The sequence below is a fragment of the Chryseobacterium bernardetii genome (assembly GCF_003815975.1).
GTDB classification, from domain to species: domain Bacteria; phylum Bacteroidota; class Bacteroidia; order Flavobacteriales; family Weeksellaceae; genus Chryseobacterium; species Chryseobacterium bernardetii.
On the sequence record NZ_CP033932.1, the window covers coordinates 2,897,038 to 2,923,894 of the forward strand.

A 26,857-nucleotide genomic window follows, 5' to 3' on the forward strand; every position below is an offset into this window, starting at 1 on the left:
GCGATTTAATATCTACTATTTGATATTTTCAAGACTGATTTGTCAAATGTCAGACATAATAGTTTCTTACAGCCATAAATTTATTGACGATATTTTTGGGGAACACACTCAGGAAGTTTTGCTCATTTCCATTTAACTTATTACCTTCGTTAAGATCTGAAATAAGACAAAATAGACCTCCCATCATGAAAAATGAAATTCTGAAAAGCTGGATAGAGCAATATTCCGGATTGCTGCTGAAGAAAGCTTTATATATGCTTTCCAATAAAGAGGATGCTCAGGATGTTGTTCAGGAAGTTTTTATTGCAGCCTTTTCCAATTATGACTCTTTTGAAGGGAAAAGCCAGCCCCTGACCTGGCTGATGGCTATTCTGAATAGGAAAATTGCAGATTTCTACCGTAAAAAATATAAATCGGAACCCAATGTAAAACTGGATCATTTTTTTGACGAAACAGGCTCCTGGAAAAATAATGATGTTTTGAGGGATTGGAATATTTCAACAGAATCTGAACTTCTGGATAATAAGGAATTTAATAAAACCCTCGAAGAATGTATTGAAGAATTGCCTGCCAGATGGAAGATCTTATTGAAAATGTATTACATCGAAGAAAAAAAAGCACCCGATGTGAGTCAGGAATTGAATGTTTCTACGACTAATCTCTGGAAGATCCTCCAGAGAAGCCGTATGCAGCTTAGGGAATGTCTGGAGTTTAACTGGTTTTCAAAAATATAGTGATGATAAGAAAAATCCTACATATATTGTTCCTGCCATGCAGTGAAGCCACTTTACTGATGGAAAAACGCAATGCGCAAACCATCTCTGCCAGAGAAAACAGAAGATTAAACTTTCATATCTCTATCTGCAAATGGTGTAAGGCATATAATGAAAAGATGAAGCTGTTGGATAACATCTTTAGAAAAACATTTGCTGAAAAAACCACTGAAATAAATGAGTCTGAAATTCAGGACTTTAAAGATAAAATGATCAATAAATTAAATTTCTGAGATAAATTTTGTCAGGATTTTGAAACGGTTCCGACTATACTTTTGAAAACAATAAAGTATCAATTCAAAATTTAAAAAAATGACAGGAACAGCCCAAACATCTGGTAAAAATCAATCAACATATACCCTGGGATATTATATTTCTCTTTTCGGAGCAGCGCTCATATTGCTTTGGATCGGGGTTTTCAAGTTTACTCCAACAGAAGCTTCGGCAATAAAACCTTTATTGGAAAACCATTTTTTAACTTTTTTCGTATATAAAGTCATGAGCATTCAGGCAGTGTCAAACCTTATCGGAGCGATAGAAATTATCATTGCTGTATTACTGGTATTTAGTGCGAAATTTGCTGTGCTAAGGAGATATGCAGGAATAGGGATGACCATAACTTTTATGGTGACGTTAAGTTACCTCTTTACCACTCCGGGAATATGGAAAGTGGTAGACGGTATACCTGTAACAGACTTTTTTATCTTAAAAGACCTGATGTTTTTAGGATTTGGATTAATGATTTTACAAAACAAGAAATAATGAATAAAAAGGTAAATATGAAAAATATATTGATTGTACTCGGAATTATACTGGGTATCGCAGTTTTTGCTGCAGAAAGCGGGCTTTTTAAAAAGAATAAGCCTATTGAAACGAACGTAAAAAAAGAAAAACAAGAAATTATGGATAATAAAAACGTCAGAGAAATTTATTTTGCAGGGGGATGTTTTTGGGGAACAGAACATTTTTTTCAGCAGATTCGAGGTGTAGTGGGAACTGAAGTAGGGTATGCCAACGGAAAAACTCAGAATCCAACTTATGAAGAAGTGGTAAGCCATACTACGGGTTTTGCAGAAACGGTGAAAGTAAAATATGATCCTGAGCAGGTAGATTTGAAACTATTGATTGATCTTTATTTTAAAACCATTGATCCTACAAGTCTTAATCAGCAGGGAAATGACAGGGGAGACCAATACAGAACAGGAATTTACTATACAGATAAAGCAGATGAAGCCGTTGTGAAAAATGAAGTTCAGAAGCTGGCAAAAGGATATAGCAAACCGGTTGTAGTAGAAACTATTCCTTTGAAAAATTTCTACAGAGCGGAAGACTATCATCAGGACTATTTAGATAAAAATCCGGGCGGATACTGCCATATTGAACCAGGACTTTTTGAAATGGCGAAAAAAGCGAATCCCCTTCCTAAAACAACCGCTTATCAAAAACAGGATAAAAAAGTTTTAAAGGAAAAACTGACAGCAGAACAATACAATGTCACCCAGGAAAACGGAACAGAAAGACCATTCCAAAATGAATACTGGAATGAGACCCGTGAGGGAATTTATGTAGACATCACAACAGGAGAACCATTGTTTGTTTCTACCGATAAATTTGAATCCGGCTGTGGATGGCCAAGTTTCTCAAAACCCATCACCAAAGGTCTGATTGATGAAAAACTGGACCGTACCCATGGAATGACAAGGGTAGAAGTAAGAAGTAAAACCGGAGATGCCCATTTAGGACACGTTTTTACAGACGGCCCTGAGGATAAAGGTGGACTCCGTTACTGCATCAACAGTGCTTCCCTGAAGTTTATTCCAAAAGCGGAGATGGAAACAAAAGGATACGGAAAATACCTTCCGTTGTTAGATAAAAAGTAAATTGAAAGAAAAGAGGCCGTCTCACAACTCGTGAAAACGGCCTTTTTTGTGAAATTTTCATGTTTCCCTGTACGAGAAAGGTTTTCGTTTAAACGATTCTCAGCCTACATCATCTAGCACTGATAAGCCCCGGGGTTTAATATATTCTTTCACTTGCTTAGTTTTTGGATAAAAATAAAAATAATAGACAAGTGCAAAATGATATAGCTTTGAATTTCCTTTTTTAATACAATTGTATTCAAACATAAGGACATTCATAAAAATCAAGTTAAAATGATATTAAGTGAAATCAATTGATAGATTTTCGAGATTAAAATATTAAATTTGATAGAACTAATAGGGAATTATGAAGTTAATTGAACTGGCAGAAGAACTGAAGGTATCTGCAGAAGCCATCAAACAGTTTATTCAGGATTTTGATCTTGAGCTGGTAGACTGTATCAGTACCAACTTTGAAGTAAAGGAGGACTTTGAAAAGTTTGCCCGAGAAAATGTAGACTTTTTAAGACTGTATGAAAAGGATCTGGATAAGAATAAGACCTTGGAACAGATTGCTGAAGTCATCAATCAGCCAAAAGATAAAGTTGAAAAAGCGATAAAGGATAATAACCTTAATATTTTTGATAATGGTTTTTTCAAATCTTCCATTTCAAGTTATGGTATTGATAACAAACTGGGCGGAAATTATCAGTTTGTATACGATTATTTTGGGCACAAAACCAGCCTGCAACAGAGGGATTTTATAGGATACAGGGATCTGTTTTTTTATACCTCGGCGGTTCTTGAACCCTTTTTAAATCCGCAACAGATCAAAGATTGGGGGATTAATAAACCTGCAGGAATTATTCTTTACGGGCCTCCCGGAAGCGGCAAGATTTTCTGGGCCAATAAAATTGCTGAAATCATAGGGTATCAATTTAAGGAAGTGAAAAAGCACTATCTGGGAACCTCGTTAATTGATGGGAATCAAATCAATTTCAGTGACTTTCTTTTAGCCATGATGAAAGAGAATAAAATGCTGCTTTTCCTTGATGATTTTGATGAAATTATGATGCAAAGAAAGGCCGATAATGATATTGCATCCTGTAATCTGGAAGCTCAGGAACTTATTCTCCATTATATCGGTAAATTTGAAAAAGAAGGAGTCCTCATGGTGGGTTCAGCTAATTCTGTTTCAGAAATTGATGAAGAAATCCTGGCTCCGGGAAGGTTTGATGTGATGATTCCTATATTTCCACCTAATGCATCAGAACGCTCAGAGATTATCTTATATGCAATGACGAGAGGACTTGAAGAAGACTCTTTATTGTATAAGATTCTTAAAAATAATAAGGCAGATAAAGTTCCTTTCTGGCATGACGTTGCCTCCAGGATGAAAGCCTTCAGCAATACCATGCTGATTGATTTTACGCAAAGCTTAAAGAAAAGGATCAAAGACCTTTATCAGAGAACCCGGAATGAAAAGCTTAAAATTGATCAGAATCTCATTAATGGAGCCTTAAGAGATGCTGCTGCAAAACTTACCGAAGAATATCTTGATCAGGTAGCCCGTTTTCTTGCAGATGTTATCATCAATAACTTCGACGAATTCCGTTTTAGGATTCAGGCCCTGAAAAAAGAACTTGAAACCTATCAAGTAGTGGAAGAACCAAGAAGAGCAATCGGTTTTCATCACAACGGAGAGAAAGAAAAGTAGAAAAGATTCGGGCTTGGAATAAGGCAGATATTAGAAACTAAAACTGGGAATATTCAATAGTTACTTTTTCAATGTCTTTGTTTCTTGTCTCTTCGTCTATTTTTTTCAGCTCAAGCTGTCTTTATCATCCATTACCCATCACTTATTACTTATGACCAGCATCTGGGAACAGGAAACCTTTTACCGCAAAAGAGATATTATCATCATTGGGGCTGGATTTTCCGGACTTTGGGCTGCTATTTCCATTAAAGAAAAATCCCCTGAGAAATCTGTACTCATCATTGAAAGAAATGCAGTTCCATTGGGAGCTTCAACACGAAATGCCGGCTTTGCCTGCTTTGGAAGCCTTACAGAAGTCATTGCTGATTCTCAAAAAATGGGTTGGGAAAAAACATTGGATCTTGTCAGAATGAGATTTGAAGGACTCCGGAAGATCAGACATTATTTTAAAAATGATGAAATAGACTTTGAACTTAGCGGAGGATATGAAATTTTAAACAATGATGAGCCTTTATTATTCCTCAATGAAGTGAATGAAAAGCTTAAGCCCATCACCGGACGTGAAGAAACATATTCTTTACAACAGAATAAAATACAGGAATTTGGTTTAGGTAAATCTCAATTCTTGATTGGAAATCCTTGCGAGGGAAGCCTGCATTCTGGAAAATTGTTGCAGAAGCTTCTGGAAAAATGTTATGAGTTGAAGGTTGAGTTTTTATTCGGAACTGAAATTAATAATATAGAAGAAACTTCTGATGGTGTGAATATTTATTTTTCGAAGGATGTTTCAATAAAATCCGGTCAAATAATCCATTGCACCAATGCATTCAGCTCTAAACTTCTTGAAAAGGAAAATATAGTGCCGGCACGGGGACAAATTCTCCTGACGGAACCTATAGAAAATTTAAAATTGAAAGGAACTTTTCACTATGATGAAGGATTTTATTACTTTCGAAACTTAGGAAACCGTATTTTACTGGGAGGCGGAAGAAATCAGGACTTTAAAATGGAAGAAACTACAGCTTTTGAAACCACAGAATTTTTACAAAATCATTTAGAAAACTTTTTAAAAGAAGTCATTCTGCCTGATCAGGAATGTAAGATTGCTCTTCGCTGGTCAGGAATTATGGCCATGGGGGCAGAAAAAACACCTATTGTGAAGCAGGTTTCAAACAGACAGTTTTGTGCCGTAAGACTTTCCGGAATGGGAGTGGCACTGGCTCCAAAGATTGGTGAGGTAATCGCTAATCTGATGTAAATTAAAGAATTAAATTCAATGAAATATTTACCCTTTGAACGTATTATTTTCAATACCAATTTGCCTGAGCAGGAAGTCATGACCAGACTGTTAGACTTTGTTGAACCGAAAAAGTTCTTTAGCTGGAAACATATAAAAGATTATGAAGGATCTGTAGATACGAACAGTTTTGATATCAGCAGGGTCATTAAATACAGAAATTCCTTTCTTCCCCAAATAAGCGGTAGTATTCAAAAAAATAATTACGGAACACAGATACAAGTGACCATGAAGCTACATATATTTACATTTTTCTTTTTAATAGTATGGTGTTTAATGGCATCATCTTTCTTTATGATGATATTGATAAAAGAAATAGAAGATCAAAAAATAACAGGATTTTTTTTAATTCCTCTCATAATGCTGTTATTTATGTATGGAATGACCATGGCTGGTTTCAAAATAGAAAGTAAAAAGTCAAAAGAATATCTGAGAAAAGCCTTTGAAGCAGAAATAAGAATAGAATGAGATAAGAGACGAAGAGATAATAGATGTGGAATAAAGAAAAGTTTCAAAAGACTAAAAGATGAATTCTTCCTTATCGAGAACTTTAGACCATGAACATTAAACCTTGAACTCTTAGCTTTCCACTCTAAAAGAATTCCTTATTTTTGCATAAAAGAAAAAATCGTGATTAATAACGACCAGATAAAAGAAGCTCAATCCAGGATTGAAGACTTATACAGATATTTACAGATTGAAAAAAAGAAGATCGAAATAGCCAATGATGATGAAAAAACAGCGGCTCCTGAATTTTGGGATAATCCTAAGACTGCGGAAGCTTTTCTGAAGCAGCTTCGATCCAAGAAAAAATGGGTGGAAAGCTATGATGAAATTCATACCCAATTTGAAGATTTACAGGTATTAGCTGACTTTGCTAAAGAAGATCCTGACTCTGAAAAAGAACTGGATGAAACATTTCCGCAACTGATAGAAAAAATAGAAGACCTTGAGTTCAAGAATATGCTTTCCAATGAAGGGGATGAATTATCTGCGGTTCTTCAGATCACAGCCGGTGCCGGCGGAACAGAAAGCTGCGACTGGGCATCTATGCTGATGAGAATGTACACCATGTGGGCAGAAAAACAAGGGTATAAGATTCGCGAACTGAACTTCCAGGAAGGGGATGTAGCAGGCGTGAAAACCGTTACCCTTGAAATAGAAGGTGAATTTGCTTTCGGTTATTTGAGAGGGGAAAACGGAGTTCATAGATTGGTAAGAATTTCACCTTTTGACAGTAATGCAAAACGCCATACCAGCTTTGTTTCTGTATATGTTTATCCTTTAGTAGATGATACCATTGAAATTAATATTAACCCTGCCGATATATCTTTTGAAACGATGAGATCTTCCGGAGCCGGAGGTCAGAACGTAAACAAGGTAGAAACAGCGGTACGTCTTCGTCACGCTCCAACCGGAATTATTATTGAAAATTCAGAATCCCGTTCGCAGCTTCAGAACAAAGAAAAAGCAATGCAGCTCCTACGTTCCAGGTTATATGAAATGGAATTGGAAGAGCGTATGAAAGCCAGAAATGAGATTGAAGCCAATAAAATGAAGATTGAGTGGGGAAGCCAGATCAGAAATTACGTGATGCATCCTTATAAATTGGTAAAAGATGTACGCTCAGGCCATGAGACGTCAGATGTGGACGCCGTAATGAACGGAAATATCACACCTTTCCTTAAAGCATTTCTGATGGCCGATGGTACCGCAGTTTCCGATGATGATCTCGACCTGTAAATATCATGTGAAATTTTAGTTAAAATCTTATAATTAATTTTTGTTTCAGACATTTTAGACTTATTTTTGTTGTTCATCGATATATATGGAAGATTTCAATAGCTGGAAGGATTTATTAAACCCGGAATTTTATATTAAAATGGGAGGGTTTTGGCTTATTTTATTTATTGTGTTTGCTGAAACAGGTCTTTTTGTAGGGTTTTTCCTGCCCGGAGATTCACTACTGTTCGTTTCAGGAATTTATGCCGTTGAAATCATCAAAGAGACTTTTGGTTCTACAGGAAGTGATTTTCTGGATACAACACTTCTTGCCTCCGGAGTAGCACTTGCTGCTGTAATAGGAAATGAAGTAGGCTATTATTTCGGTAGAAAAACAGGGCCTGCTTTATACAAAAGACCGGATTCAATGCTTTTCAAGAAGAAATATCTTTATCAGGCTCATGATTTCTTTGAAAAACACGGAGCATTGGCAGTTATTATGGCGAGATTCTTACCTGTAGTGAGAACTTTTACCCCAATTGTTGCAGGAATTGTGAAGATGGATAAAAAAGAATTCTTAAGAGATAATATTATCGGTGCGGTGCTGTGGTCTTTTATTCTGATCTTTGCAGGACATTATCTTGATAAACTTTTCATGGACCAGTTTAATATAAATCTGAAAGAAAAACTGGAATACATTATCATTGTCATTGTATTGATAACAACACTTCCGGTGATTATCAAATTCATGTTCGGCAAGAAAGAAGACTTTTCTAAATACGAAAACAAAGATTTTGAATAGAATTCAAATCTTCTGAAAAATATACAAGGCTGTCTCATTTAGAGATAGCCTTTTTTATGAGCATTCAGGATGAGAAGGTAGTTTTATAGCCGCTTTAGTATACTTAATTCCTTCTTAACCCCTACAAAACTTAATGGTCCATTCTTATCCAATCCAGAATATTCGGATAAATAATGCTGTCTCTCTTTCTTTTACTGAAAAATCTTGGTGCATGACCTGTTTTGTCCATGAAGACAAATTTATGTGGAACATTCATATTGGTTAATGCAGAATCCATAGCAATTCCCTGATGCTGATTCACTAAAAAATCATGATTACCCTGAAACAGCAGAGTAGGAACATGGGTGATATTGGCAATAGGGCTTGCTTCTTTAAAAGCTTCTGAAAGATTTTTACGGTTAAATTGAGTACCTACAACTTTTTGAATGGTGGGTGAAGTATATTTAGAATAAAATGAATTCAGATATTCAGGGCTGTAAAAATCGGTAGGGCCACTTAGGGAAATAATCTTTTTAATCTGGTCAGGATGTCGGTAACCATACAATAAAGCCAGATGTCCACCGGCACTCTCCCCAAGAATAACATAATTGTCAGGGAGAAGCTCTGCTTTTTCAGCTAAAGAATTAAACTTTTCAATCACAGCACCAATATCTTCAAGCTGTTGCTTATAAGTGATCTTTTTCTTTCGGGATACCAACCGGTAGTTCATATTGATGCTTGGAATCCTGTTCTGGAAGAGCATTTTTTGGATCTGGATCATGTGTTCCTTCTTGCCCAAAGTCCAGCCTCCGCCATGTATAATAAGAATCACAGGAGAATTGTTAGCATAGTCTTTAGGGAGAAAAACATCCATTTTCTGCCTTTTATGTTCCCCGTATTTTAAATTATAGATTTTCTGTTGCCCTCCCGGGCCTACCCAAACTCTGAATTTCGTATTACAGGACTGCAGCACAAAACTGATGCATCCCATAATGAAGAAATGATACCTGAGAATGAGTTTTTTCATACATCAAATGTAAGGAAAATAAGGGATTTATGAATTGTTCGGAATTGTTATTTATTTAGTTCTTTTCTGCTAACTCCTTTAATTTCCGGTTCATAATATGGAAGCTGGCAGTGGTAGTATCAAAATTAAAGAACGGGACCAGCAGACCCGAAAATCTTTCTGACTGGATAAATCGAGTAGTGCCGTTTTTATTATCAATCAGCTCAAAGTGGTGCTCTCCGTCAAATAATCCCTTAAATAGCAGTTTTCCCAGCCATTGTAGTTCTTTATTCTCTTTTTTTAATAAAACTACAGGTTTGAAAATCATTATTTTTCCTCCCTGCGGCTTTATTTTAACCTGTATCTGATTTCCTACTTCTACAGATCCCTGGATCTCAGTAATGAAGGGGTTCCAGTCTGGATATTCATGAAAATTGGATAATATTTTCCATATTTTTTCGGGAGTGGCATGAATGGTAATTTCTGTTTCAATTTTCTTTGACATGAGTAATGATTTTATAGGCACAAAGTTCGGTCAGAGGAATTGAAATCTACTTGACAAAAATCAAAAATTTCCTGTGGCAATCTTATTTCTGATTCTGCTGAAAGTTTCGGAAGTCATCCCAAGCATGGAGGCAATATATTGCAAAGGAACCTGATTAAACAACTGTGGATTTTCATTAAAGAAAGACAAATACCTTTCTTCGGCATTCATCGATAAATGGCTATGAACCCTTGTTTCAATGGTTATAAAGCAATGAACAATGAATTTTTTTTCTAAAATGTGCCATTGGGGAATTTTATTCTGAAGCGTTTCATAATCAGCCTTATGGATGGTATATAATTCAGTATCTGTAAGGGCTTGAATATCCCATCTTGCAGGTATATCAGTCATAAAACTTGAAAGATCCGTTACAAAATATCCGGGAGTTGAAATCCATTGGGTAATTTCTTTCTTCTCTGTTTCCGAAAAAATTCTTAAAAGCCCGGATTTTATAAAACTTAACTTTGTGCTTTTCTTCCCTGCTTTTAGGAAAATATCATTCTTTTTAAGAATTTCGGGCTTAAAAAATGAAACGATCGTATTTAAATCATTAGGGTCAATATCTGCAAAATATGAATTAAGGCATTGTTTAAAATCATCATGTATTTCAATCATAGTTTCAGAAATTATAAGTTTTCAGCATATCTGTTCAGCGAGTTATTGTATCTCGGTAAATGTTTTGAAATTGCTTTTAATACCAGAGATAGGGCTTCTTTATGTTCTCCGGCAGTGGAGAGTGAAAGAGCTAAAAAAGAATCAACAGCATCATTCAGTTCATCCGAATAATTGGCTTTTTCTTCTCTTAAGATAGAGATGCTTTCTTCTGTTTTTCCGTTATTTCTTAATGTACTCGCCAGTTGAATTCTTGCTCTTCTTCTCCGTAAACCGGTTAGTCCCTTATCCAGTGCAGACCTGTACAGAGGTTCTGCCTTGGCTTCATATCCGGTAGAATCGTAAGCACAGGCCATTTCAAAATCTGCAATCGCATGAGAATCTGTCATCAGGCTTACATGATTCTTGATTTGTAGAATAAATTCTTCATTGCTTATTGTTCCCAGTTTCTGCCAGATGTTCTGTAATTGATTTTCCCAGTTTTCATCCATTATATAGATTTTGAACAAAGATATAAAATATTGAAAGCGAGAGACTGCTTCATAATTCTTAAAATAATTATCATGTTATGAATTAGAAAACCGAATAAATATTTATTTTTGTTGGACTTAACAAAGATTAAAAAAACATTAAAATATGGCGTCAGGCTTTTTTGCAATTTTGGATGATATTGCAGCATTGATGGATGATGTAGCGGTTACCAGTAAGATTGCTACACAGAAGACAGCAGGAATTTTAGGAGACGATCTGGCTGTAAATGCGGAAAAAGCCACCGGCTTTCTTTCTTCCAGAGAACTTCCGGTTCTGTGGGCTATTACCAAAGGTTCATTTATTAATAAACTGATAATTCTTCCTATTGCTTTTCTGCTCAATTGGCTGTATAAGCCCGCTATTGAGATGATTCTTATTTTAGGAGGGATATATCTTGCTTTTGAAGGAGTGGAAAAGATTATAGAATTTCTGTTTCACCGTTCCAAAAAAGGACATGAAGTTATCAAAGAAAGTGACGAAGAAGAAAACTCCGAAGTTTCTGAAAAAGCAAAAATAAACTCAGCCATCAGAACAGATTTTATCCTTTCTATTGAGATTGTAATTATCGCCTTAGGAACCGTTATCCAACAGGAGCATCCGCTTCTTACACAGATTTTAACAGTAACTTTTGTATCATTTATTGCAACGGTAGGAGTATATGGAATTGTTGCATTGATCGTAAGAATGGATGATGCAGGTTTCAGCCTGATTAAAAAGAGCCATGATAAGGGATTCTTTTCCAAACTTGGACATTTATTGGTTAAGGCACTACCAATCATTATCAAACTTTTAGGAGTTGTAGGAACAATTGCCCTGATCTTAGTTTCGGGAGGTATTTTTTCCCACAATATTCATTACCTGCATGAGTTATTACCAACTTGGCCGTCTATGCTGAAAGAATTCACATTTGGAATTGTAGGAGGGCTTGCTGCAGTAGCAGTTTTTACCTTAGGAAAAGCGATCTATTCCTTAGCTGCAAAAAAATAGTTAAAGTAAAATAGAGTAAAAGAAAATCCTACATCATTATGATGCAGGATTTTTTTATGGATTTAATTCAAATGAAAATCTTATAATTACTTGGCCAGTTCATGGAAATCTGGCTTTATATTTTATTCTGCTGGGTTGAATGTAGGAAATTGACAGTAGAACACAGGATACCTGTTTTCTGATAACGGTTAAGTCCTAAACTTTACATAAAAAAAGAGGCCTAAGCCTCTTTTATATTAATTGAATAAATCTTTTACTTTATCAAAAAAAGTTTTTTCCTTTCCGGATGGTTCTGCAACCATTTCTCCGCTGGACATCTGCTTTTCAAAGAAGTCTTTTTGCTCCTTGGTAAGCTTTTGTGGTGTCCATACGTTGATATGAATAAACATATCTCCTTTACCGTAGCTGTCTATGCTTGGAAGACCTTTTCCAGCTAATCTTAAGATTTTTCCGGATTGGGTTCCCGGATCAACGGTAATTTTCACTTTTCCGCCTACTGTAGGAATTTCTTTTTTTGTTCCTAAAGCAGCTTCAGCAAATGAAACATATAATTCCTGGTGAAGATTGTCTCCCTCTCTCTTAATTGTTTGATCTACTTCCTCTTCAATGATAACCAATAAATCACCCGGAGTTCCTCCAAATGGAGCATCGTTTCCTTTTCCTCTCACATTAAGCTGGATTCCGTCTCTTGCTCCTGCAGGAATATTGATCGTGATTTCTTCCTCATCTTTTACAAGACCTTGGGCATTAGCTCCGGCAGGAATTTTATCCGCAACCTTTCCGATTCCCTGGCAGGTGCTGCAGGTAGTCTGGGTCTGCATTTGACCAAACATAGTGTTCATTACTTTCAGCTGAACACCGGAACCGTTACAGGTAGGACATGTTTTTGAAGTGGCCCCTTCTGCCATCTTCATTTTTTTAACTTTAATGGTTTTATGGGTTCCGTTTACCATTTCCTCAAGATTCAGCTTGATTCTGATTCTTAAATTAGAACCTTTTACCTGCTGACGACCACCGCCGCCACCGCCGAATCCTCCGAAACCACCTCCGAAAATATCTCCAAACTGGCTGAAAATATCCTCCATGTTCATTCCGCCTCCGAAGCCTCCGCCTCCGAAACCACCATTTCCACCCATTCCGGCGTGACCGAACTGGTCATATCTGGCACGTTTCTGATCGTCGCTTAATACTTCGTAAGCCTCAGCAGCTTCTTTGAATTTTTCTTCAGCCTCCTTATCTCCTGGATTTTTATCCGGGTGATATTTGATGGCCATTTTGCGGTATGCTTTTTTTATTTCGTCGGCAGATGCAGATTTGCTGATCTCAAGTACCTCGTAATAATCTCTTTTTGACATGACAATTGAATAATTGATTGTTGATAAATGATAAAAGATATTGTAAAGCTAATGAGTGAAACATTCATCAATTATCACTCATCATTTATCATTTATGAATTTTAGTTTCCTGTTACTACTTTTGCAAAACGGATTACCTTATCGTTCAAAGTATATCCTGTTTCAATGACATCCACGATTTTCCCTTTCAGATCCTCAGATGGAGCAGGAATTTGAGTAATAGCCTCATGGAAATCTACATTAAAGCTGTCACCAGCATTCACTTCCATAGCTTTTAATCCTTTTTCAGTAAGTTTATTTTTGAATTTCTGATAGATAAGTTCAACCCCTTGAAGATCTGCCGGATTTCCGTTTTTAGCGATTTCTTTTAATGCTCTTTCAAAATCATCTAAAACCCCCAGCATAGATACCATCATATCCTGATTGGCATATTGGAAAAATTCCATTTTCTCCTTAGAAGTTCTTTTTTTATAGTTTTCGAATTCAGCATATAATCTGATGTAACGGTCTTTTTCTTCTGCCAAAAGTTCCTCAGCAGAAGGAGTAGCTGTCACATTGTCCTGAGACGTTGCCTCATTCTGAATATTGTTATCTTCCTGATTATTGATGCTTTCTTCGTTAATATCCTGGTTTTCCATAATTCAATATTTATTTACAGGAATGATTCGCAAAGATTCTGCCAAAGGAAAAAACAGGACATTAAGGCAGAAAAATAATGTGATTGTTTTTTGAAGAGTTTAGGAAACTAAAGCCTTTTTAAACCTCATTATTCTCCTGTAAATGTCTGATATAACAGATATGCATTTAAAACAATGATAATAATTGAAATAATCCATACACAAACCTTTAGGAAGGGTTTGTTGACAAATTCTCCCATTTTAGCCTTATCATTGGTAAACATAACCAGCGGGACAACCGCAAAGCTTAGCTGCATAGACAAAATAACCTGGCTTAAAACCAATAATTCTGTTGTTCCCTGCTCTCCATAAATAATAGCAACAATTAACGCAGGAATAACAGCTATAAGTCTCGTAATAAGTCTTCTTAACCATGGTTTTAATTTAATGTTTAAGAAGCCTTCCATGACGATCTGACCAGCCAGAGTTCCTGTCAGGGTAGAGTTTTGCCCGGAAGCCAATAACGCGATCGCGAATGCAATACTTGCCATTGATGCTCCCAAAATTGGTGTCAGCATCTGGTAAGCATCATGAATGTCTCCTACATGTTGGTTTCCGGTAGTATGGAAAGTAGCGGCAGCCAGAATTAAAATGGCTGCATTGATAAAAAATGCCAGCATCAAAGATACTGTACTGTCTAACGTCGCAAATTTGATAGCCTCTTTTTTTCCTTCCGTATCGCGGGTGTAATCTCTGGTCTGTACAATACTGCTGTGAAGATATAGGTTATGTGGCATTACAGTAGCTCCCAAAATACCGATGGCTATGTAAAGCATTGCCGGATTCTGAATAATTTCTTTTTGCGGTACCAATCCACCCAGAATTTCATTAAAAGCAGGTTTGGAAATCACAATTTCATATACAAAACAGGCAAGAATCACAAAAATAAGACCGCCTACAATACTTTCAATCCATCGGAAGCCTTTTGCCTGGAGGAGAAGAATGACCAGTACGTCTACAGTTGTAATCACAATTCCCCACGTCAGCGGAATGTGGAACAGAAGGTTTAAGGCTATTGCAGAACCAATAACTTCGGCGAGATCACAGGCGGCAATGGCTATTTCGCAAAATATCCAGAGAATGAAATTGGTGGCAGGGCTGAAATGATCTCTGCAGGCCTGTGCCAGATCTCTTTCGGCTACTACACCAAGTTTAACGGATAAATGCTGTAAAACCACCGCAAAAATATTGGAAATGAGAATAACTGATAGCAGAGTATACCCAAATTGGGCACCTCCGGCAATATCCGTTGCCCAGTTTCCGGGATCCATATATCCTACCGCAATCATCAATCCAGGTCCGGCAAAAGCAAGGTACTTTCTCCAGAAACTTGCTTTTTTAGGAACTTTAATAGAAGAATAAACTTCTGATAAAGAATGGGATGTTTTATCTTTTCGCCACGCGCTTTTTAAATTGAAATTCATAAATGTTAGAAATGACTAACAAATTTAATTAAATATATGTAAACACAAAAATCATGACATAAAAAAATCCCGGAAATAACATTCCGGGATTCAATTTTTATTGATTCTAAAGATTATTTAGCAAATCTTACAGACATTTTTCTGTCAGCAGCTCTTTCTGCATCAGACGCTTTAGCATCTACTTTAGCAAATTTGCTTCCGTAGCCTTCTGCTCCAAGTACCTGAGCCCCCACACCTGCTTTAGCTAAAGCAGCTTTAATGAAATCTGCTCTTGCCTGGGATAATTTTACGTTAGAAGCTTCGTTTCCTGTTTTATCAGTATATCCGCCAATTTTGATTTTTGCATCAGGGAAAGCCTTAAGAATAGCTACCAGATTATCAAGCTGTCCCTGTGAACCAGCTTCTAATTCTGTAGAGCTACCCATTTTAAAGTTAACGTGATCGAAATCATACCATTTGTCTTTCAATGCTGAATCATCTGCTGCATTTTTGTATCCGTCAGTTTTCAGGAATGAAATCATCTGGTCTTCCATACCACCTTTGTATCCTTTCAGCATTACCCCGTTAAGATCAATATTTTCATCGGTTTTAGCGGCAGGGGCAGCTGTGGCAGCTGGTGTGGATGTGGTAGCTGTATCTGAAGATGTTCCTGTTGAGTCTGATGTAGATGTCATGGTAGTAGTGGTTTGTTTTTTCTCACACTGCTTCCAAAGGAAATATCCGGCTGCTATTAATAATAAAAGCGGAAGCAACCATTTCCAGATTGAACCTCCGCCTTGATTATTGTTGTTATTTTCAAATTGTTCTCTTATTTCTCTTGCTCCTTCACTCACGTTTTCTCTTGCTGTGGCAACACCTTCAGCGATGTTGTCTTTAGCAGTAGAGGTTACTGAAGAAACGGTTTCTTTTGCCTGGCCGAACCAGTTCTCAGCTCCTAATCCAAAGGAAGCCAAAGAAAGACCTGCCGGAAGTAAAGAAGAAATAATGCCTTTCTGATCATTCAGTAAGCTGGAAATACCTGAAGCACCCAAATTATTGTCTGCTGCATATTTTCCTACTGTTCCTACTGTTGCCCCGGTAACCAGGTTTAACAAAGAACCTGCAGAATTGTTGCTGATTCCTGAAAAACTGGCAATGGAATTCACTAATCCGCCAATTTTATCTCCAAAAAGAGAAGATAATAAAGAGGTAATGATAGGGTTATTAGATGATCCACCTAATAAGTTTCCTAAAATTCCGCTTGAAGAGGCTTTCGTAATAGCATCCACAACACCAGGGTTGTCTGCGTTATTGGCTAATCCACCTACTACTGCAGGTAATAAACCACCAATTGCTTTAGAAATTCCGGATTCGCTTTCTCCAAACTGTGAAGCAGCCTGTGAAACCAAAGCGGGACCTAATTGTCCTTTAATTAAATCAATGACATTTAAAGACATAATAAATTTTTTTAGATTAATGTTGAGATAAATTTAAACAAAAATCCGTCTGAATGTCATTTTTTTTTCAATAATTGTTGAAAAATTAACGAAATTTCCTGAAATCGTTAAAATTATTAATACGCTTTTGCGAATAATACACGTCTCTTAGAAGGTTTTCCGGAAATTAAAGAAACCCCTTCTTCAATATCATCATCTAAAGGAATACATCTGATGGTAGCCTTAGTTTCGTCTTTAATCTGCTCTTCTTCTTCAGCAGTACCATCCCAGTGTGCATAGATAAATCCTCCTTTTTCTTCAAGAACAGTCTTGAATTCTTCGTAAGTATCAACTTTGGTGATGTTATTCTTTCTGAATTCAAATGCTTTGTTATAGATATCCTGCTGAATTGTTTTCAATAACTCCTCAATATAAGTATCTAAACCTTCAATAGAACGAACTTCTTTAGTAAGATTATCTCTTCTTGCAATTTCCACAGAATTGTTTTCGAGATCTCTTGGTCCCATGGCAATTCTTACCGGAACACCTTTTAATTCATATTCTGCAAATTTCCATCCCGGTTTGTTCTGGGTATCGTTATCAAATTTCACAGAAATACCCTTAGCTCTTAATTTAGCCTGAATATCTAAAGCCACTTCACTAATCTGTGCCAATTGTTCTTCTCCTTTAAAGATTGGAACAATCACAACCTGAATTGGAGCCAGGGTTGGAGGCAATACCAATCCGAAGTCATCAGAATGGGTCATAATTAAAGCTCCCATCAAACGGGTAGAGGTTCCCCATGATGTAGCCCAGGCATGTTCAATTTTTCCTTCTTTGTTGGTAAATTTTACATCAAATGCTTTTGCAAAGTTCTGACCTAGGAAGTGAGATGTTCCTGCCTGAAGGGCTTTTCCATCCTGCATTAATGCTTCAATACAATAAGTTTCATCTGCCCCTGCAAATCTTTCAGAAGGCGTTTTCAGTCCCTGAATTACAGGAATAGCCATGAAGTTTTCTGCAAAATCTGCGTACACTTTATTCATTTTTTCAGCCTCTTCTACAGCTTCTTCTCTTGTAGCATGGGCAGTGTGCCCTTCCTGCCACAAGAACTCTGCCGTTCTAAGGAACAGACGGGTTCTCATCTCCCAACGTACAACATTTGCCCATTGGTTGATAAGGATAGGAAGATCTCTGTAAGACTGGATCCAGTTTTTATAAGTATTCCAGATAATTGCTTCAGAAGTAGGACGAACAATAAGTTCTTCTTCCAGCTTTGCATCCGGATCTACAATCAGTTTAGAAGGATTATCAGGATCTGTTTTTAATCGGTAGTGGGTAACTACGGCACATTCTTTTGCAAAACCTTCTGCATTTTTTTCTTCAGCCTCAAATAAGCTCTTGGGCACAAAAAGCGGGAAATATGCGTTAACGTGACCTGTTTCTTTGAATTTTTTATCCATTTCATCACGCATTTTTTCCCAGATTGCATAGCCATATGGTTTGATTACCATACATCCACGCACTCCTGAGTTTTCAGCTAAATCAGCTTTTACAACCAGCTCGTTATACCATTTGCTGTAATCTTCGCTTCTTGAGGTTAATTTTGCCATTATCTTTTAAAATTTTTTTAACTTTTGCACATTATTGTTATCTAAAAATAAAAATCTATTTTTGATAGATTTTTTAATCAGTATTGGTACATTTTTGGTACAGATTGCAAATATAATTTAAATTAAAAATTTTTACGTTATCATGAAAAGAAATATACATAAAAATTTGCTTGGTCTGCTAAAATCCAAAGGGATATTGGCGGTATCAGGTGGATTATTGCTTATGTCTTGTGGTGCTCAGATGGGAGGGTATAGCGAGACAGATGGGGTATATTATGACCCCAATAAGGATACGCTGCCCGAAGGAGTTATCATTAATGGTGGCGGAAACAGAGTAGGAGAATACTACGACTACTATCAGGATTCCAACGTGATTCAGAATGCACAGGCGAATTCCCGAGAACAGCAAAATAAATATAACGAGTGGAGCGGAACAGGATGGAATTCCAATGCAACAGACTCAGACTGGGGAATGTATGCAGGTTCTCAAACCAATTACTACGATAATTCCTGGGGCTGGGGATATCCTTGGTATGGAGGTTATAATCCATATTGGGGCTGGAACCGTGGCTGGGGCTGGGGTGCCGGCCTATCCTGGGGTTGGGGCGGATCCTTCGGCTGGGGCTGGGGTGGCTCTATAGGCTGGGGCTGGGGAAGCCCGTACTGGGGTTATGGATATTCTCCTTACTGGGGTGGATACTATGATCCGTTCTGGGGTGGTTATTATGGTAATCCTTACTGGGGCTACGGAGGCTACTGGGGTGGATACAACAGAGTTTATATGAGAAGCGGTAATAGTGGTTCCGGTTTAGGAAATGCCGTATACAGAACAAATACTGCCAGAAATAACAATGGATTTAGAAACAGCTCTAATGGTGGTTTCCGAGATCAGAATTCCGGTGGCTTCAGAAACGGAAATTCAAATGGAGGATTCAGAAACGGAAATTCTGGTGGCTTCAGAAACTCAAACGGAGGATTTAGAAATTCAGATTCAGGCGGTTTCCGTAATTCCATGCCTCAATCACAGCCAAGATACAATAACGGAGGTTTCAGATCCGGTGATTCCGGTGGATTTAGAAATAGCGGCGGATTTAATAATTCCGGTGGTGGTTTCAGATCCGGTGGTTCATCTGGCGGCGGCAGCTTTAGAGGTGGTTCATCCGGTGGTGGTGGATTCAGATCCGGTGGCTTCAGATAATATTCAACTTCATAAAAACTATTAAAAAAATAATGTTAAAAAAATCTTTAGTATTAATGGGTATTGCCGCTGCATTTTATGCGCAGGCTCAGGATGTTTCATTAATAAGAAATACTGTAGATGTTTATTCAAGTACTCCTATGGTGGGATCTGCCAAGTTTAATGCAATGGCGGGTGCTAATGGAGCATTGGGAGGTGATGCGAACTCTTTGCTTACTAACCCGGCAGGTTTAGGAGTTGCTATTTCAGGAGAGGTTTCTGCCACTTTATCTGTTATGGATAATAAGAACAAGACTTCTTTTGGAGGCCAGACAATAGATTATAACAAAACGAAAGGAGATTTAGGAAATGCAGGCGGGGTAATTGCTTTTCCGCTAATGACTCAGTCTGCCTGGAAATTTATTAATATTGGGGTTAACTTTTCAAACCAAACACTTGACAATGTTATACAGACCCCAGGAAATGCTAATATAACAGCAACTTTACCTGATGGAGCTGCTACATTAGCTGCGCACGCCTATTCAAGGTATGGGAATTTATCAAAGATGAGTTTTGGTGTTGGAGCCAACTACAATCATAATTTCTATGTAGGAGCCGGACTGAACTTTTTTAATGCTTCTGTAGATCAATATGACAGATTAGGATTTCAAATGAATAAGAATAATTTTGTTGATGTTTTTGACAGGCAGGATACTCCTTATTCAGAAAGATCTTCGGGATTCTCTGCTTCAGTTGGGGTAATTGGAAAATTAAGTCCTAATTTCAGGTTAGGAGCATCTCTTGAAACACCAACATTCTGGAATATAGACCGTGATTTTAGCTTCTATAATAATCCAACCTATGGAAATGGGGTAGGTACTGAAAGCAGAAAACTGACTTCTCCTTTTAAAGCAACGGTAAGTGCAGCATTTGTTGCCAGTAAAAACTTTTCATTGAACGTAGACTATACATTAGGTTTTACAAAGCCTGATTATAAAGTATATGGTAATATTGAAAGAGACCTGAATTCTTTCTTTAAAGACAACTATAAAAATATGTCAGAAGTAAGAGTAGGAGCAGAATATAGAGTGCAGCAGTTAAGATTAAGAGGAGGATATTCTTATTTATCCAATCCGATTGATGCGCTTACCATTAGCAGATTTGATAATGCAGGTAATGTAGGTGACCAGTCTTACAGTAATCTTATGCTGAGCGACAGAAATTTGCTTTCATTCGGTATTGGATATGATTTCAAATCGTTCTATATTGATGCATCCTATCAAAATGTAACGTCAAAGTATAGCAATCCTTTTATGAGAGCTGTTATTGGAAACGATTATGACAGCGCTTATTATTCACTGGATTCAAAATCTATCTATGAAAATGATGCATATGCAGTAAGTGAGGTTAAAAACAGCAGAAATAATTTCTTCCTTACCGTTGGCTGGAAATTCTAAATTCCAATTAGGTAATGAAATAAAATAAAAAGCTCTGAATTTTAAAATTCAGAGCTTTTTTATGTTTAAAATAAGGCTTTAGTGATGGTGGAAAAGATGCATGATAAGAGCAAGTGAAACCCCTAATACAACGAGTCCTATTTTAACCCAGTCAATATTATGGTTTTTATTGCTTTCAAAAATAATTACCGATGAAATATGAAGGAAAATCCCTCCTACAATAGCCAGAAAATACGGCTGAAGATTCGGGTTAAAATAATTCCCTAATAGCATTCCCATAGGAGAGGCCAGTGCAAAAAGAGCTACAATCAGCAGAGAAGGATATGATGATGAACTCTTTGATTCTCCTTTTCTGTTGAACAAAAATGCTCCCAGGATGAATGAAATCGGAAGATTATGAAAGACAATCCCTAAAAGATAAGGAGATAATTCATGCTCTTCATTGGCCAGCGGAATACCTTCAATAAAAGCATGAATGAAAAGTCCTACCATTAAAGCTACAGGCAGGATATTATGCTCACTGTGATGATGGAAATGGCCGTGCTCAAAACCTTTGGTAAGTGCTTCCAGGATCATTTGCAGAAGAACTCCTGCAATAACGAATATTCCCAGACTGCTGCCTGCAGAAGAAGTATACACCTCAGGGAAAACTTCGTTCAGGCAGATCGTAATCAGGAAACCTGCACTTAATATCAACAGATTTTTAGCCAGTCTTTCCTTTTTACCAAAGTGCTTTCCCAGAAAAACTCCGGCTATTACACTAAAAATCAGCAAAAGTACTGTTATCATTATTTTTTCTTAAATAAATTGATACAACGCGGGGAACTTTCTTTATTAAATTCATTCAGCTGATAATCTCCCCAGATTTTTATTCTTTCAAAACCACATTCTGAAGCATAGGCATGAATGGCTTCCAATGTGTGAAGTTTTACTTTTTCAAAGAAATGAAAAGATTGTCCTTCTGTTTCAAAACGGATATCTTTAATAACATGTCTGCCTTCGATTTTTTTAAGGATCTTAAAATCAATATCCCCGCGGGTAATCACAGTCTCAGGAACCAATGTATTTCTCACATATTCTTCGTTCAGATAATCCAGAACAAAATATCCGCCCGGCTTTAAAACATTGTATACAGACTGGAATACTTTTTTATCATCATTTTCATTGTCAAAATAACCAAAACTGGTAAACAGATTGAAAACAGCATCCATAGGATCTGCATCAATGGGGTTTCGCATATCGTGAACCTGGAAAATCAGGGTTTGATTTTCATACTGTTTATCAGATTCAATACTCTGTCTTGAAAGGTCCAGACCTAAAACATCATATCCCAATTTGTTCAGGAAAACAGAGTGTCTTCCTTTTCCACAGGCAAGATCAATAATCCTGGATTGAGGCGGAAGCTGTAGATCCGCAGTAAGTTTTGTAATGAAGTTTTCTGCTTCAGTATAGTCTCTGTTGCTATAAAGCAAATGATAATAAGGGGTATCAAACCAAGATTCAAACCATTCCATAATGCAAAAATAACTAAATTTGTGGTCTTAAAAGCAAAGTATTTTACAACATGGAAAGATTGAAAAATTCAATTGATTGATAAATTGGATAGTTAATCTTTTAACTATTAATGCTTTAAAACTTTTAATTCAAAATTATGGACATAGAAAATCTACAAATACAGATCAAAACATTCTTCGGATTAGAGCAGATTCTGGCGGAAGAAATCAAGAAATTAGGCGGAAGAAAGGTTGAAGTGAAAAACAGAGCGGTTAACTGCGAAGGAGATCTTGGTTTTCTTTATAAGATCAATTATTCTGCAAGAACAGCATTAAAAATCCTGGTTCCTATTCACCAGTTCAAGGCTTTCAACCAGCATCAGTTTTACGACAGGCTGTTTAAATTTGAATGGGATGAGTTTATGGATGTAGATCAGTCTTTTTCCATTGATGCCACTGTAAATTCTGAAACCTTCAAGCATTCTCAGTTTGTAACTTTAAAAATGAAGGATGCCATTGTAGACTATTTTCAGGAAAAATATAAAAGACGTCCTAATGTAGAGACCCGAAATCCGGATATGAAATTCCATCTTCATATTGACAGGGAATTGGTGATGATCTCTTTGGACTCTTCCGGTGATCCTTTATTTAAAAGAGGTTACCGGAGAGAACAGGGCGAGGCTCCGATTAATGAGGTTCTGGCAAGTGGAATGCTGCAATTGGCAGGCTGGGACGGAAAGGGAAATTTCCTTGATCCAATGTGCGGTTCCGGAACACTATTGATTGAAGCAGCAATGATTGCAATGGATCTTCCTGCCCAGATTTTCAGAAAAAGATTCGGCTTCCAGAACTGGAAAAATTATGATGCTGATTTGTTCTCTAAAATTAAAGAATTCAGAATCAACAGAGTGAGACAGTTTGATGGTAAAATTGTAGGGTATGATATTGATGCAAGAATGCTGAACGCTGCCAGAATGAATGTAGAAGCTGCTGAAATGGAAGATGTAATTGAGATCAGAAAACAGAATTTCTTTGATTCTAAAAAGGATCTTTTCCCATTATTGATGGTATTCAATCCGCCATATGATGAGAGAATTTCCATCAACGATGATGATTTCTACAAAAAGATAGGGGATACATTTAAAACAAATTATCCAAACACCCTTGCTTGGTTAATTTCATCTGACCTTGAAGCGGTGAAAAAGATAGGTTTACGCCCTTCGAGAAAGATCAAGCTTTTCAATGGAAAGCTGGAGACAAGGTTCCTGCAGTATGAGATGTATGAAGGTACAAAGAGGGTCCATAAATTAGAGGATAAATCTTAATTACAGTTTTATTTATGTCTTTTAATGTTTTAGAGGTTTTGGGAGCAGCAGTGGATATAATCTCTAATGTGAGCAGTGGCAGTAGCTCAATGAGAGTATCCGGAAGCAGTAAGAAAAGTAAGAAAGAAAATAAATATTTTACAGAGAAAGTCAGCGCAGGATTTATTCTTGCGTCTGTAGTTCTCTTTTTTGTCGTTTTTCATAAACCTCTGCCAGTAGGAGATCAAACAACGGCTTTAATTGTTGCTTCATTAATAGGAACAGCCATTTCAGCTTTACTGTTTTTTCTTCTGAATCTTATGGAGCTTTACTATTTCAAAAGCATTTTCAAACTGCTTCTTTTCAGCTGTTCTGTGATTGCATTTTTTGTGGCTCTGGTAATGTGCATCTATTATAAGTTGGGAATATTTATTTAATAGAGTTAAAAATTAATTCTAAGCTGTTAAACTGTTTGTAGATTCCTCCGTGAATAAGTAATTTTGAAAAATTTTCAATTTGAATCCTAGTATTTCCATTATTGTCGCTATTTACAACCGAAAGGACGAACTTTTCGAGTTGCTGACTTCTTTCACCCAACAAACCGATAAAGAGTTTGAAATTATTATTGTGGATGATGGTTCAATCATTGATCTTAAGCCTACGATAAGGAATTTTGAAGAGATCCTGGATATTAAATATTTCAGAAAAGATAATTCAGGACCAGGATTGACGAGAAATTATGGAGCGCACAGAGCTGCTAATGATTGGCTGGTATTTGCAGACAGTGATGTGATAGTTGAAAAGGATTATATTGAACATATTAAAAAAGATATTCTGACAATTCCCTGTGATGCGTTTGGAGGTGCTGACAAGGCACACAAAGGCTTTAATCTGATGCAGAAAGCGATTTCTTATTCCATGACTTCTGTTTTTACTACGGGAGGAATCAGAGGAAGTAAAAAAGCGGTTTCAAAATTTCAGCCCAGAAGTTTTAATATGGGGGTAAAAAAAGCAGTCTTTGAAAAAGTGGGAGGCTTTTCTGAAATGAGAATTGGAGAAGACCCGGATTTGTCGATGACGCTTTGGGAAAATGGATTTACAACTGCCTTTTTTGATGATATTGCAGTGTATCATAAGCGTAGAGTAGATTTTGGTAAATTCTCTAAGCAGGTATATCAGTTTGGCTGTGCAAGGCCTATTCTTAACCAGAGGCATCCTAATTATGTAAAAATATCCTTTGCATTCCCTACTTTATTTTTGTTAGGATATGTGATGGGGTTTATTGAGTATTTTATGCTTGGAAAAGGATTTATTCTGTCTTTTTACGGTTTATATACATTTCTGGTGTTTTTCCATGCCTTACTATTGACTAAAAACATCAGTATTGCAGGGATGGCAGTGATTTCAACCTATATTCAGATGTTTTCTTACGGATATGGATTTCTTAAATCCTGGATTTTGCTGAATATTTTCAGAATGAAGCCTGAGGATGCATTTCCACATCATTATTATAAGAAATAACTATCCGCCTGTTCTGAGTATCTATCAATTTTTGTTGGAAGCGCTAAGTCACCAAGACTTTTGTCTCCGGTAAAATTGATGATGGTTAGATTTTCCCGCTGATTTAGCAGATGACACCAATTAAACTGATTGGAAGAATGTTCAATAAAAATGGGCTTTAGCCGGTTTGGAAATAGATATAAATTCCATTGGTTTTAGCCAAAAGCTAAAGTATCTGGTTTTGCAAAACTGGTAGTGAAAATTTTAAATAAAAATAAAGAATGCTGTTTCAAGTGAAACAGCATTCTTTGTACAATAGAATTTAGGATATAGAAATGTTTTCATGGTTAAGAACCCCTACTTTCAGCATGCATTCTTTCATTTTATGGTAAGTTCTTTTGATATCATGATCCAAACCAATGGAAAATCTGATTAATCCATCGGAAATACCGATAGAAGCACGTTCTTCTTCAGGGATCTCGGATGAAGTGGATTTTCCTGAGCAGGAGAACAGTGTTTTATAGAAACCTAAGCTCACAGCCAGATAGCCGAGATTTTCGGTCTGCATCATTTCCATTAGCTCATTGGCTTTTTCTGTACTTCCGGCATCCAGTGTTAATAACCCACCAAATCCGTATTCTTTATCAATCATGCTCTTCATCAGTTCATGATTTTTATGTGATGGTAAGCCTGGGTAAGATACTTTTAAGCCATCTTGTTCAAATCTCTCAGCAAGATACATTGCATTATGGCTATGTTGTTTAATTCTGATATGCAGGGTTCTCAGATTTTTCAAAATGCTTGAAGCCCTTAAGCTGTCCATAGTAGGTCCTAGCAGCATACATGCTCCTGAGTTTACATTTTTAGTATCATCAATAAATGCCTGGGTGCTGCAATATACACCGCCCACGGTATCACTGCTTCCGTTGATGAATTTCGTTAAGCTATGAATCACCACATCTGCTCCAAATAATTGTGGGGAAATGGAAAGTGGTGAAAATGTATTGTCTACAATCAGTTTTAAATTGTTCTTTTTACAGATTTCAGAAAGCTTTCTAAGGTCTGCTACTTCCAATAAAGGGTTGCTTACACTTTCACAGTAAATTAGTTTTGTATTGGGTGTGATTGCATTTTCAATAGCTTCAAAATTATTAATATCTACAAAAGTAGTTGCTACATTAAATTGAGGTAAAAAGTTTTTGAGGAAGGCGTAGGTACCACCATAAATAGTTCTGCTGGAAATAATATGATCTCCGCTTTTGCATATCTGCATCAAAACCGAAGTAATAGCTCCCATTCCGGATGCTGTAACGTTCGCCGACTCTGTATTTTCCATTTTTGCCAGAGCCTGTGCCAGATAAAGATTCATAGGTGAAGAATGCCTGGAGTACAGGTAGCATCCTTCTGCATTTCCTTCAAAGGTATCGAACATAGTCTTTGCAGAAAGAAAAGTATAGGTAGAGCTGTCAGAAATAGAAGGGTTTACACCTCCGAATTCACCGAAATACTGGAGATCCTGAATCTCGTTGGCTGCGTTAAAGTTTTCCATAAGCTTTGTTTTTATTTTACCAGCCTAATTTGCACTATTTTCTTAATTATTACAATATAAATTT

Annotated in this window: 27 protein-coding genes; 15 read left to right on the plus strand and 12 right to left on the minus strand. The window is 36.8% G+C overall.

Annotated elements, in window-relative coordinates; genetic code table 11:
* Positions 1–185: 185 nt before the first annotated feature.
* From EG339_RS13340 to EG339_RS13380, 9 genes are all read left to right on the plus strand, one after another.
* Positions 186–734 (plus strand): sigma-70 family RNA polymerase sigma factor, encoded by a 549-nt coding sequence (locus EG339_RS13340; protein WP_123870480.1) that lies wholly within the window; start codon positions 186–188, stop codon positions 732–734.
* A gap of 2 nt (positions 735–736) precedes the next feature.
* Positions 737–1,006: a hypothetical protein gene (locus EG339_RS13345; RefSeq protein ID WP_123870481.1), complete on the plus strand. Its 270-nt coding sequence runs from the start codon at positions 737–739 to the stop codon at positions 1,004–1,006.
* A 79-nt stretch (positions 1,007–1,085) separates the two neighbouring features.
* Positions 1,086–1,535, plus strand: coding sequence for a DUF417 family protein (locus EG339_RS13350; protein ID WP_123870482.1), 450 nt, complete (start codon positions 1,086–1,088; stop codon positions 1,533–1,535).
* 17 nt (positions 1,536–1,552) lie between these two features.
* Positions 1,553–2,653: a peptide-methionine (R)-S-oxide reductase MsrB gene (gene msrB / locus EG339_RS13355; RefSeq protein ID WP_123870483.1), complete on the plus strand. Its 1,101-nt coding sequence runs from the start codon at positions 1,553–1,555 to the stop codon at positions 2,651–2,653.
* A gap of 346 nt (positions 2,654–2,999) precedes the next feature.
* Entirely contained in the window at positions 3,000–4,349 is a 1,350-nt protein-coding gene (locus EG339_RS13360; protein WP_123870484.1) for an AAA family ATPase, read from the plus strand.
* A gap of 151 nt (positions 4,350–4,500) precedes the next feature.
* Complete coding sequence (locus EG339_RS13365) at positions 4,501–5,607, plus strand: NAD(P)/FAD-dependent oxidoreductase (protein WP_123870485.1); 1,107 nt, start codon at positions 4,501–4,503, stop codon at positions 5,605–5,607.
* Between the two features lie 18 nt (positions 5,608–5,625).
* On the plus strand, positions 5,626–6,114 hold the full coding sequence (locus EG339_RS13370) for a hypothetical protein (RefSeq protein ID WP_123870486.1): 489 nt from the start codon (positions 5,626–5,628) through the stop codon (positions 6,112–6,114).
* 162 nt (positions 6,115–6,276) lie between these two features.
* Positions 6,277–7,389, plus strand: coding sequence for a peptide chain release factor 2 (gene prfB / locus EG339_RS13375; RefSeq protein WP_123870487.1), 1,113 nt, complete (start codon positions 6,277–6,279; stop codon positions 7,387–7,389).
* A gap of 85 nt (positions 7,390–7,474) precedes the next feature.
* Positions 7,475–8,170, plus strand: a complete 696-nt coding sequence (locus tag EG339_RS13380; protein WP_123870488.1) for a DedA family protein — start codon at positions 7,475–7,477, stop codon at positions 8,168–8,170.
* A 130-nt stretch (positions 8,171–8,300) separates the two neighbouring features.
* On the opposite strand, the gene EG339_RS13385 is transcribed toward EG339_RS13380, so the two are convergent.
* From EG339_RS13385 to EG339_RS13400, 4 genes are read right to left on the minus strand one after another with little or no spacing between them, the layout of a single operon-like run.
* A complete protein-coding gene (locus EG339_RS13385; RefSeq protein WP_123870489.1) occupies positions 8,301–9,176 on the minus strand; it encodes an alpha/beta hydrolase in 876 nt (291 codons plus the stop codon).
* Between the two features lie 55 nt (positions 9,177–9,231).
* Positions 9,232–9,660, minus strand: a complete 429-nt coding sequence (locus tag EG339_RS13390; RefSeq protein WP_123870490.1) for an SRPBCC domain-containing protein — start codon at positions 9,658–9,660, stop codon at positions 9,232–9,234.
* A 60-nt stretch (positions 9,661–9,720) separates the two neighbouring features.
* Entirely contained in the window at positions 9,721–10,314 is a 594-nt protein-coding gene (locus EG339_RS13395; RefSeq protein WP_123870491.1) for a Crp/Fnr family transcriptional regulator, read from the minus strand.
* Between the two features lie 11 nt (positions 10,315–10,325).
* Positions 10,326–10,802: a tetratricopeptide repeat protein gene (locus tag EG339_RS13400; protein ID WP_123870492.1), complete on the minus strand. Its 477-nt coding sequence runs from the start codon at positions 10,800–10,802 to the stop codon at positions 10,326–10,328.
* Positions 10,803–10,947: 145 nt separating this feature from the next.
* Between EG339_RS13400 and EG339_RS13405 the strand changes: the two genes are divergently transcribed.
* Positions 10,948–11,829 carry a DUF808 domain-containing protein gene (locus EG339_RS13405; RefSeq protein ID WP_123870493.1) on the plus strand — a complete coding sequence of 294 codons (882 nt, stop codon included), beginning with the start codon at positions 10,948–10,950 and terminating at the stop codon, positions 11,827–11,829.
* A gap of 236 nt (positions 11,830–12,065) precedes the next feature.
* Here the strand turns inward: EG339_RS13405 and dnaJ are convergent, their stop codons facing one another.
* The 5 genes from dnaJ to proS all read right to left on the minus strand — a co-directional run bounded on the left by dnaJ (position 12,066) and on the right by proS (position 18,313).
* A complete protein-coding gene (dnaJ, locus tag EG339_RS13410) occupies positions 12,066–13,184 on the minus strand; it encodes a molecular chaperone DnaJ (protein ID WP_123870494.1) in 1,119 nt (372 codons plus the stop codon).
* A 101-nt stretch (positions 13,185–13,285) separates the two neighbouring features.
* Positions 13,286–13,825 carry a nucleotide exchange factor GrpE gene (locus EG339_RS13415; RefSeq protein ID WP_185147681.1) on the minus strand — a complete coding sequence of 180 codons (540 nt, stop codon included), beginning with the start codon at positions 13,823–13,825 and terminating at the stop codon, positions 13,286–13,288.
* Positions 13,826–13,950: 125 nt separating this feature from the next.
* On the minus strand, positions 13,951–15,285 hold the full coding sequence (locus tag EG339_RS13420) for an Nramp family divalent metal transporter (protein WP_123870496.1): 1,335 nt from the start codon (positions 15,283–15,285) through the stop codon (positions 13,951–13,953).
* Positions 15,286–15,398: 113 nt separating this feature from the next.
* On the minus strand, positions 15,399–16,721 hold the full coding sequence (locus EG339_RS13425; protein ID WP_123870497.1) for an OmpA family protein: 1,323 nt from the start codon (positions 16,719–16,721) through the stop codon (positions 15,399–15,401).
* Between the two features lie 116 nt (positions 16,722–16,837).
* A complete protein-coding gene (gene proS / locus EG339_RS13430) occupies positions 16,838–18,313 on the minus strand; it encodes a proline--tRNA ligase (RefSeq protein ID WP_123870498.1) in 1,476 nt (491 codons plus the stop codon).
* Positions 18,314–18,455: 142 nt separating this feature from the next.
* On the opposite strand from proS, the gene EG339_RS13435 reads away from it, so the two are divergent.
* Together EG339_RS13435 and EG339_RS13440 are read left to right on the plus strand one after the other, a co-directional pair.
* Positions 18,456–19,511 (plus strand): prolyl-tRNA synthetase, encoded by a 1,056-nt coding sequence (locus tag EG339_RS13435; protein ID WP_164465464.1) that lies wholly within the window; start codon positions 18,456–18,458, stop codon positions 19,509–19,511.
* Positions 19,512–19,543: 32 nt separating this feature from the next.
* Complete coding sequence (locus EG339_RS13440) at positions 19,544–20,947, plus strand: OmpP1/FadL family transporter (protein WP_123870499.1); 1,404 nt, start codon at positions 19,544–19,546, stop codon at positions 20,945–20,947.
* A 78-nt stretch (positions 20,948–21,025) separates the two neighbouring features.
* Here EG339_RS13440 and EG339_RS13445 read toward each other — a convergent pair whose 3' ends face one another.
* Both EG339_RS13445 and EG339_RS13450 read right to left on the minus strand, forming a co-directional pair.
* Positions 21,026–21,733 carry a ZIP family metal transporter gene (locus EG339_RS13445; protein WP_123872678.1) on the minus strand — a complete coding sequence of 236 codons (708 nt, stop codon included), beginning with the start codon at positions 21,731–21,733 and terminating at the stop codon, positions 21,026–21,028.
* A 2-nt stretch (positions 21,734–21,735) separates the two neighbouring features.
* On the minus strand, positions 21,736–22,461 hold the full coding sequence (locus EG339_RS13450; RefSeq protein WP_123870500.1) for a class I SAM-dependent DNA methyltransferase: 726 nt from the start codon (positions 22,459–22,461) through the stop codon (positions 21,736–21,738).
* A 137-nt stretch (positions 22,462–22,598) separates the two neighbouring features.
* On the opposite strand from EG339_RS13450, the gene EG339_RS13455 reads away from it, so the two are divergent.
* The 3 genes from EG339_RS13455 to EG339_RS13465 all read left to right on the plus strand — a co-directional run bounded on the left by EG339_RS13455 (position 22,599) and on the right by EG339_RS13465 (position 25,265).
* Positions 22,599–23,765, plus strand: a complete 1,167-nt coding sequence (locus EG339_RS13455) for a THUMP domain-containing class I SAM-dependent RNA methyltransferase (protein ID WP_123870501.1) — start codon at positions 22,599–22,601, stop codon at positions 23,763–23,765.
* A gap of 14 nt (positions 23,766–23,779) precedes the next feature.
* Entirely contained in the window at positions 23,780–24,181 is a 402-nt protein-coding gene (locus EG339_RS13460; RefSeq protein WP_123870502.1) for a branched-chain amino acid ABC transporter substrate-binding protein, read from the plus strand.
* 79 nt (positions 24,182–24,260) lie between these two features.
* Positions 24,261–25,265 (plus strand): glycosyltransferase family 2 protein, encoded by a 1,005-nt coding sequence (locus tag EG339_RS13465; RefSeq protein ID WP_123870503.1) that lies wholly within the window; start codon positions 24,261–24,263, stop codon positions 25,263–25,265.
* A 301-nt stretch (positions 25,266–25,566) separates the two neighbouring features.
* On the opposite strand, the gene EG339_RS13470 is transcribed toward EG339_RS13465, so the two are convergent.
* Positions 25,567–26,793 (minus strand): aminotransferase class I/II-fold pyridoxal phosphate-dependent enzyme, encoded by a 1,227-nt coding sequence (locus EG339_RS13470; RefSeq protein ID WP_123870504.1) that lies wholly within the window; start codon positions 26,791–26,793, stop codon positions 25,567–25,569.
* Positions 26,794–26,857 lie beyond the last annotated feature (64 nt).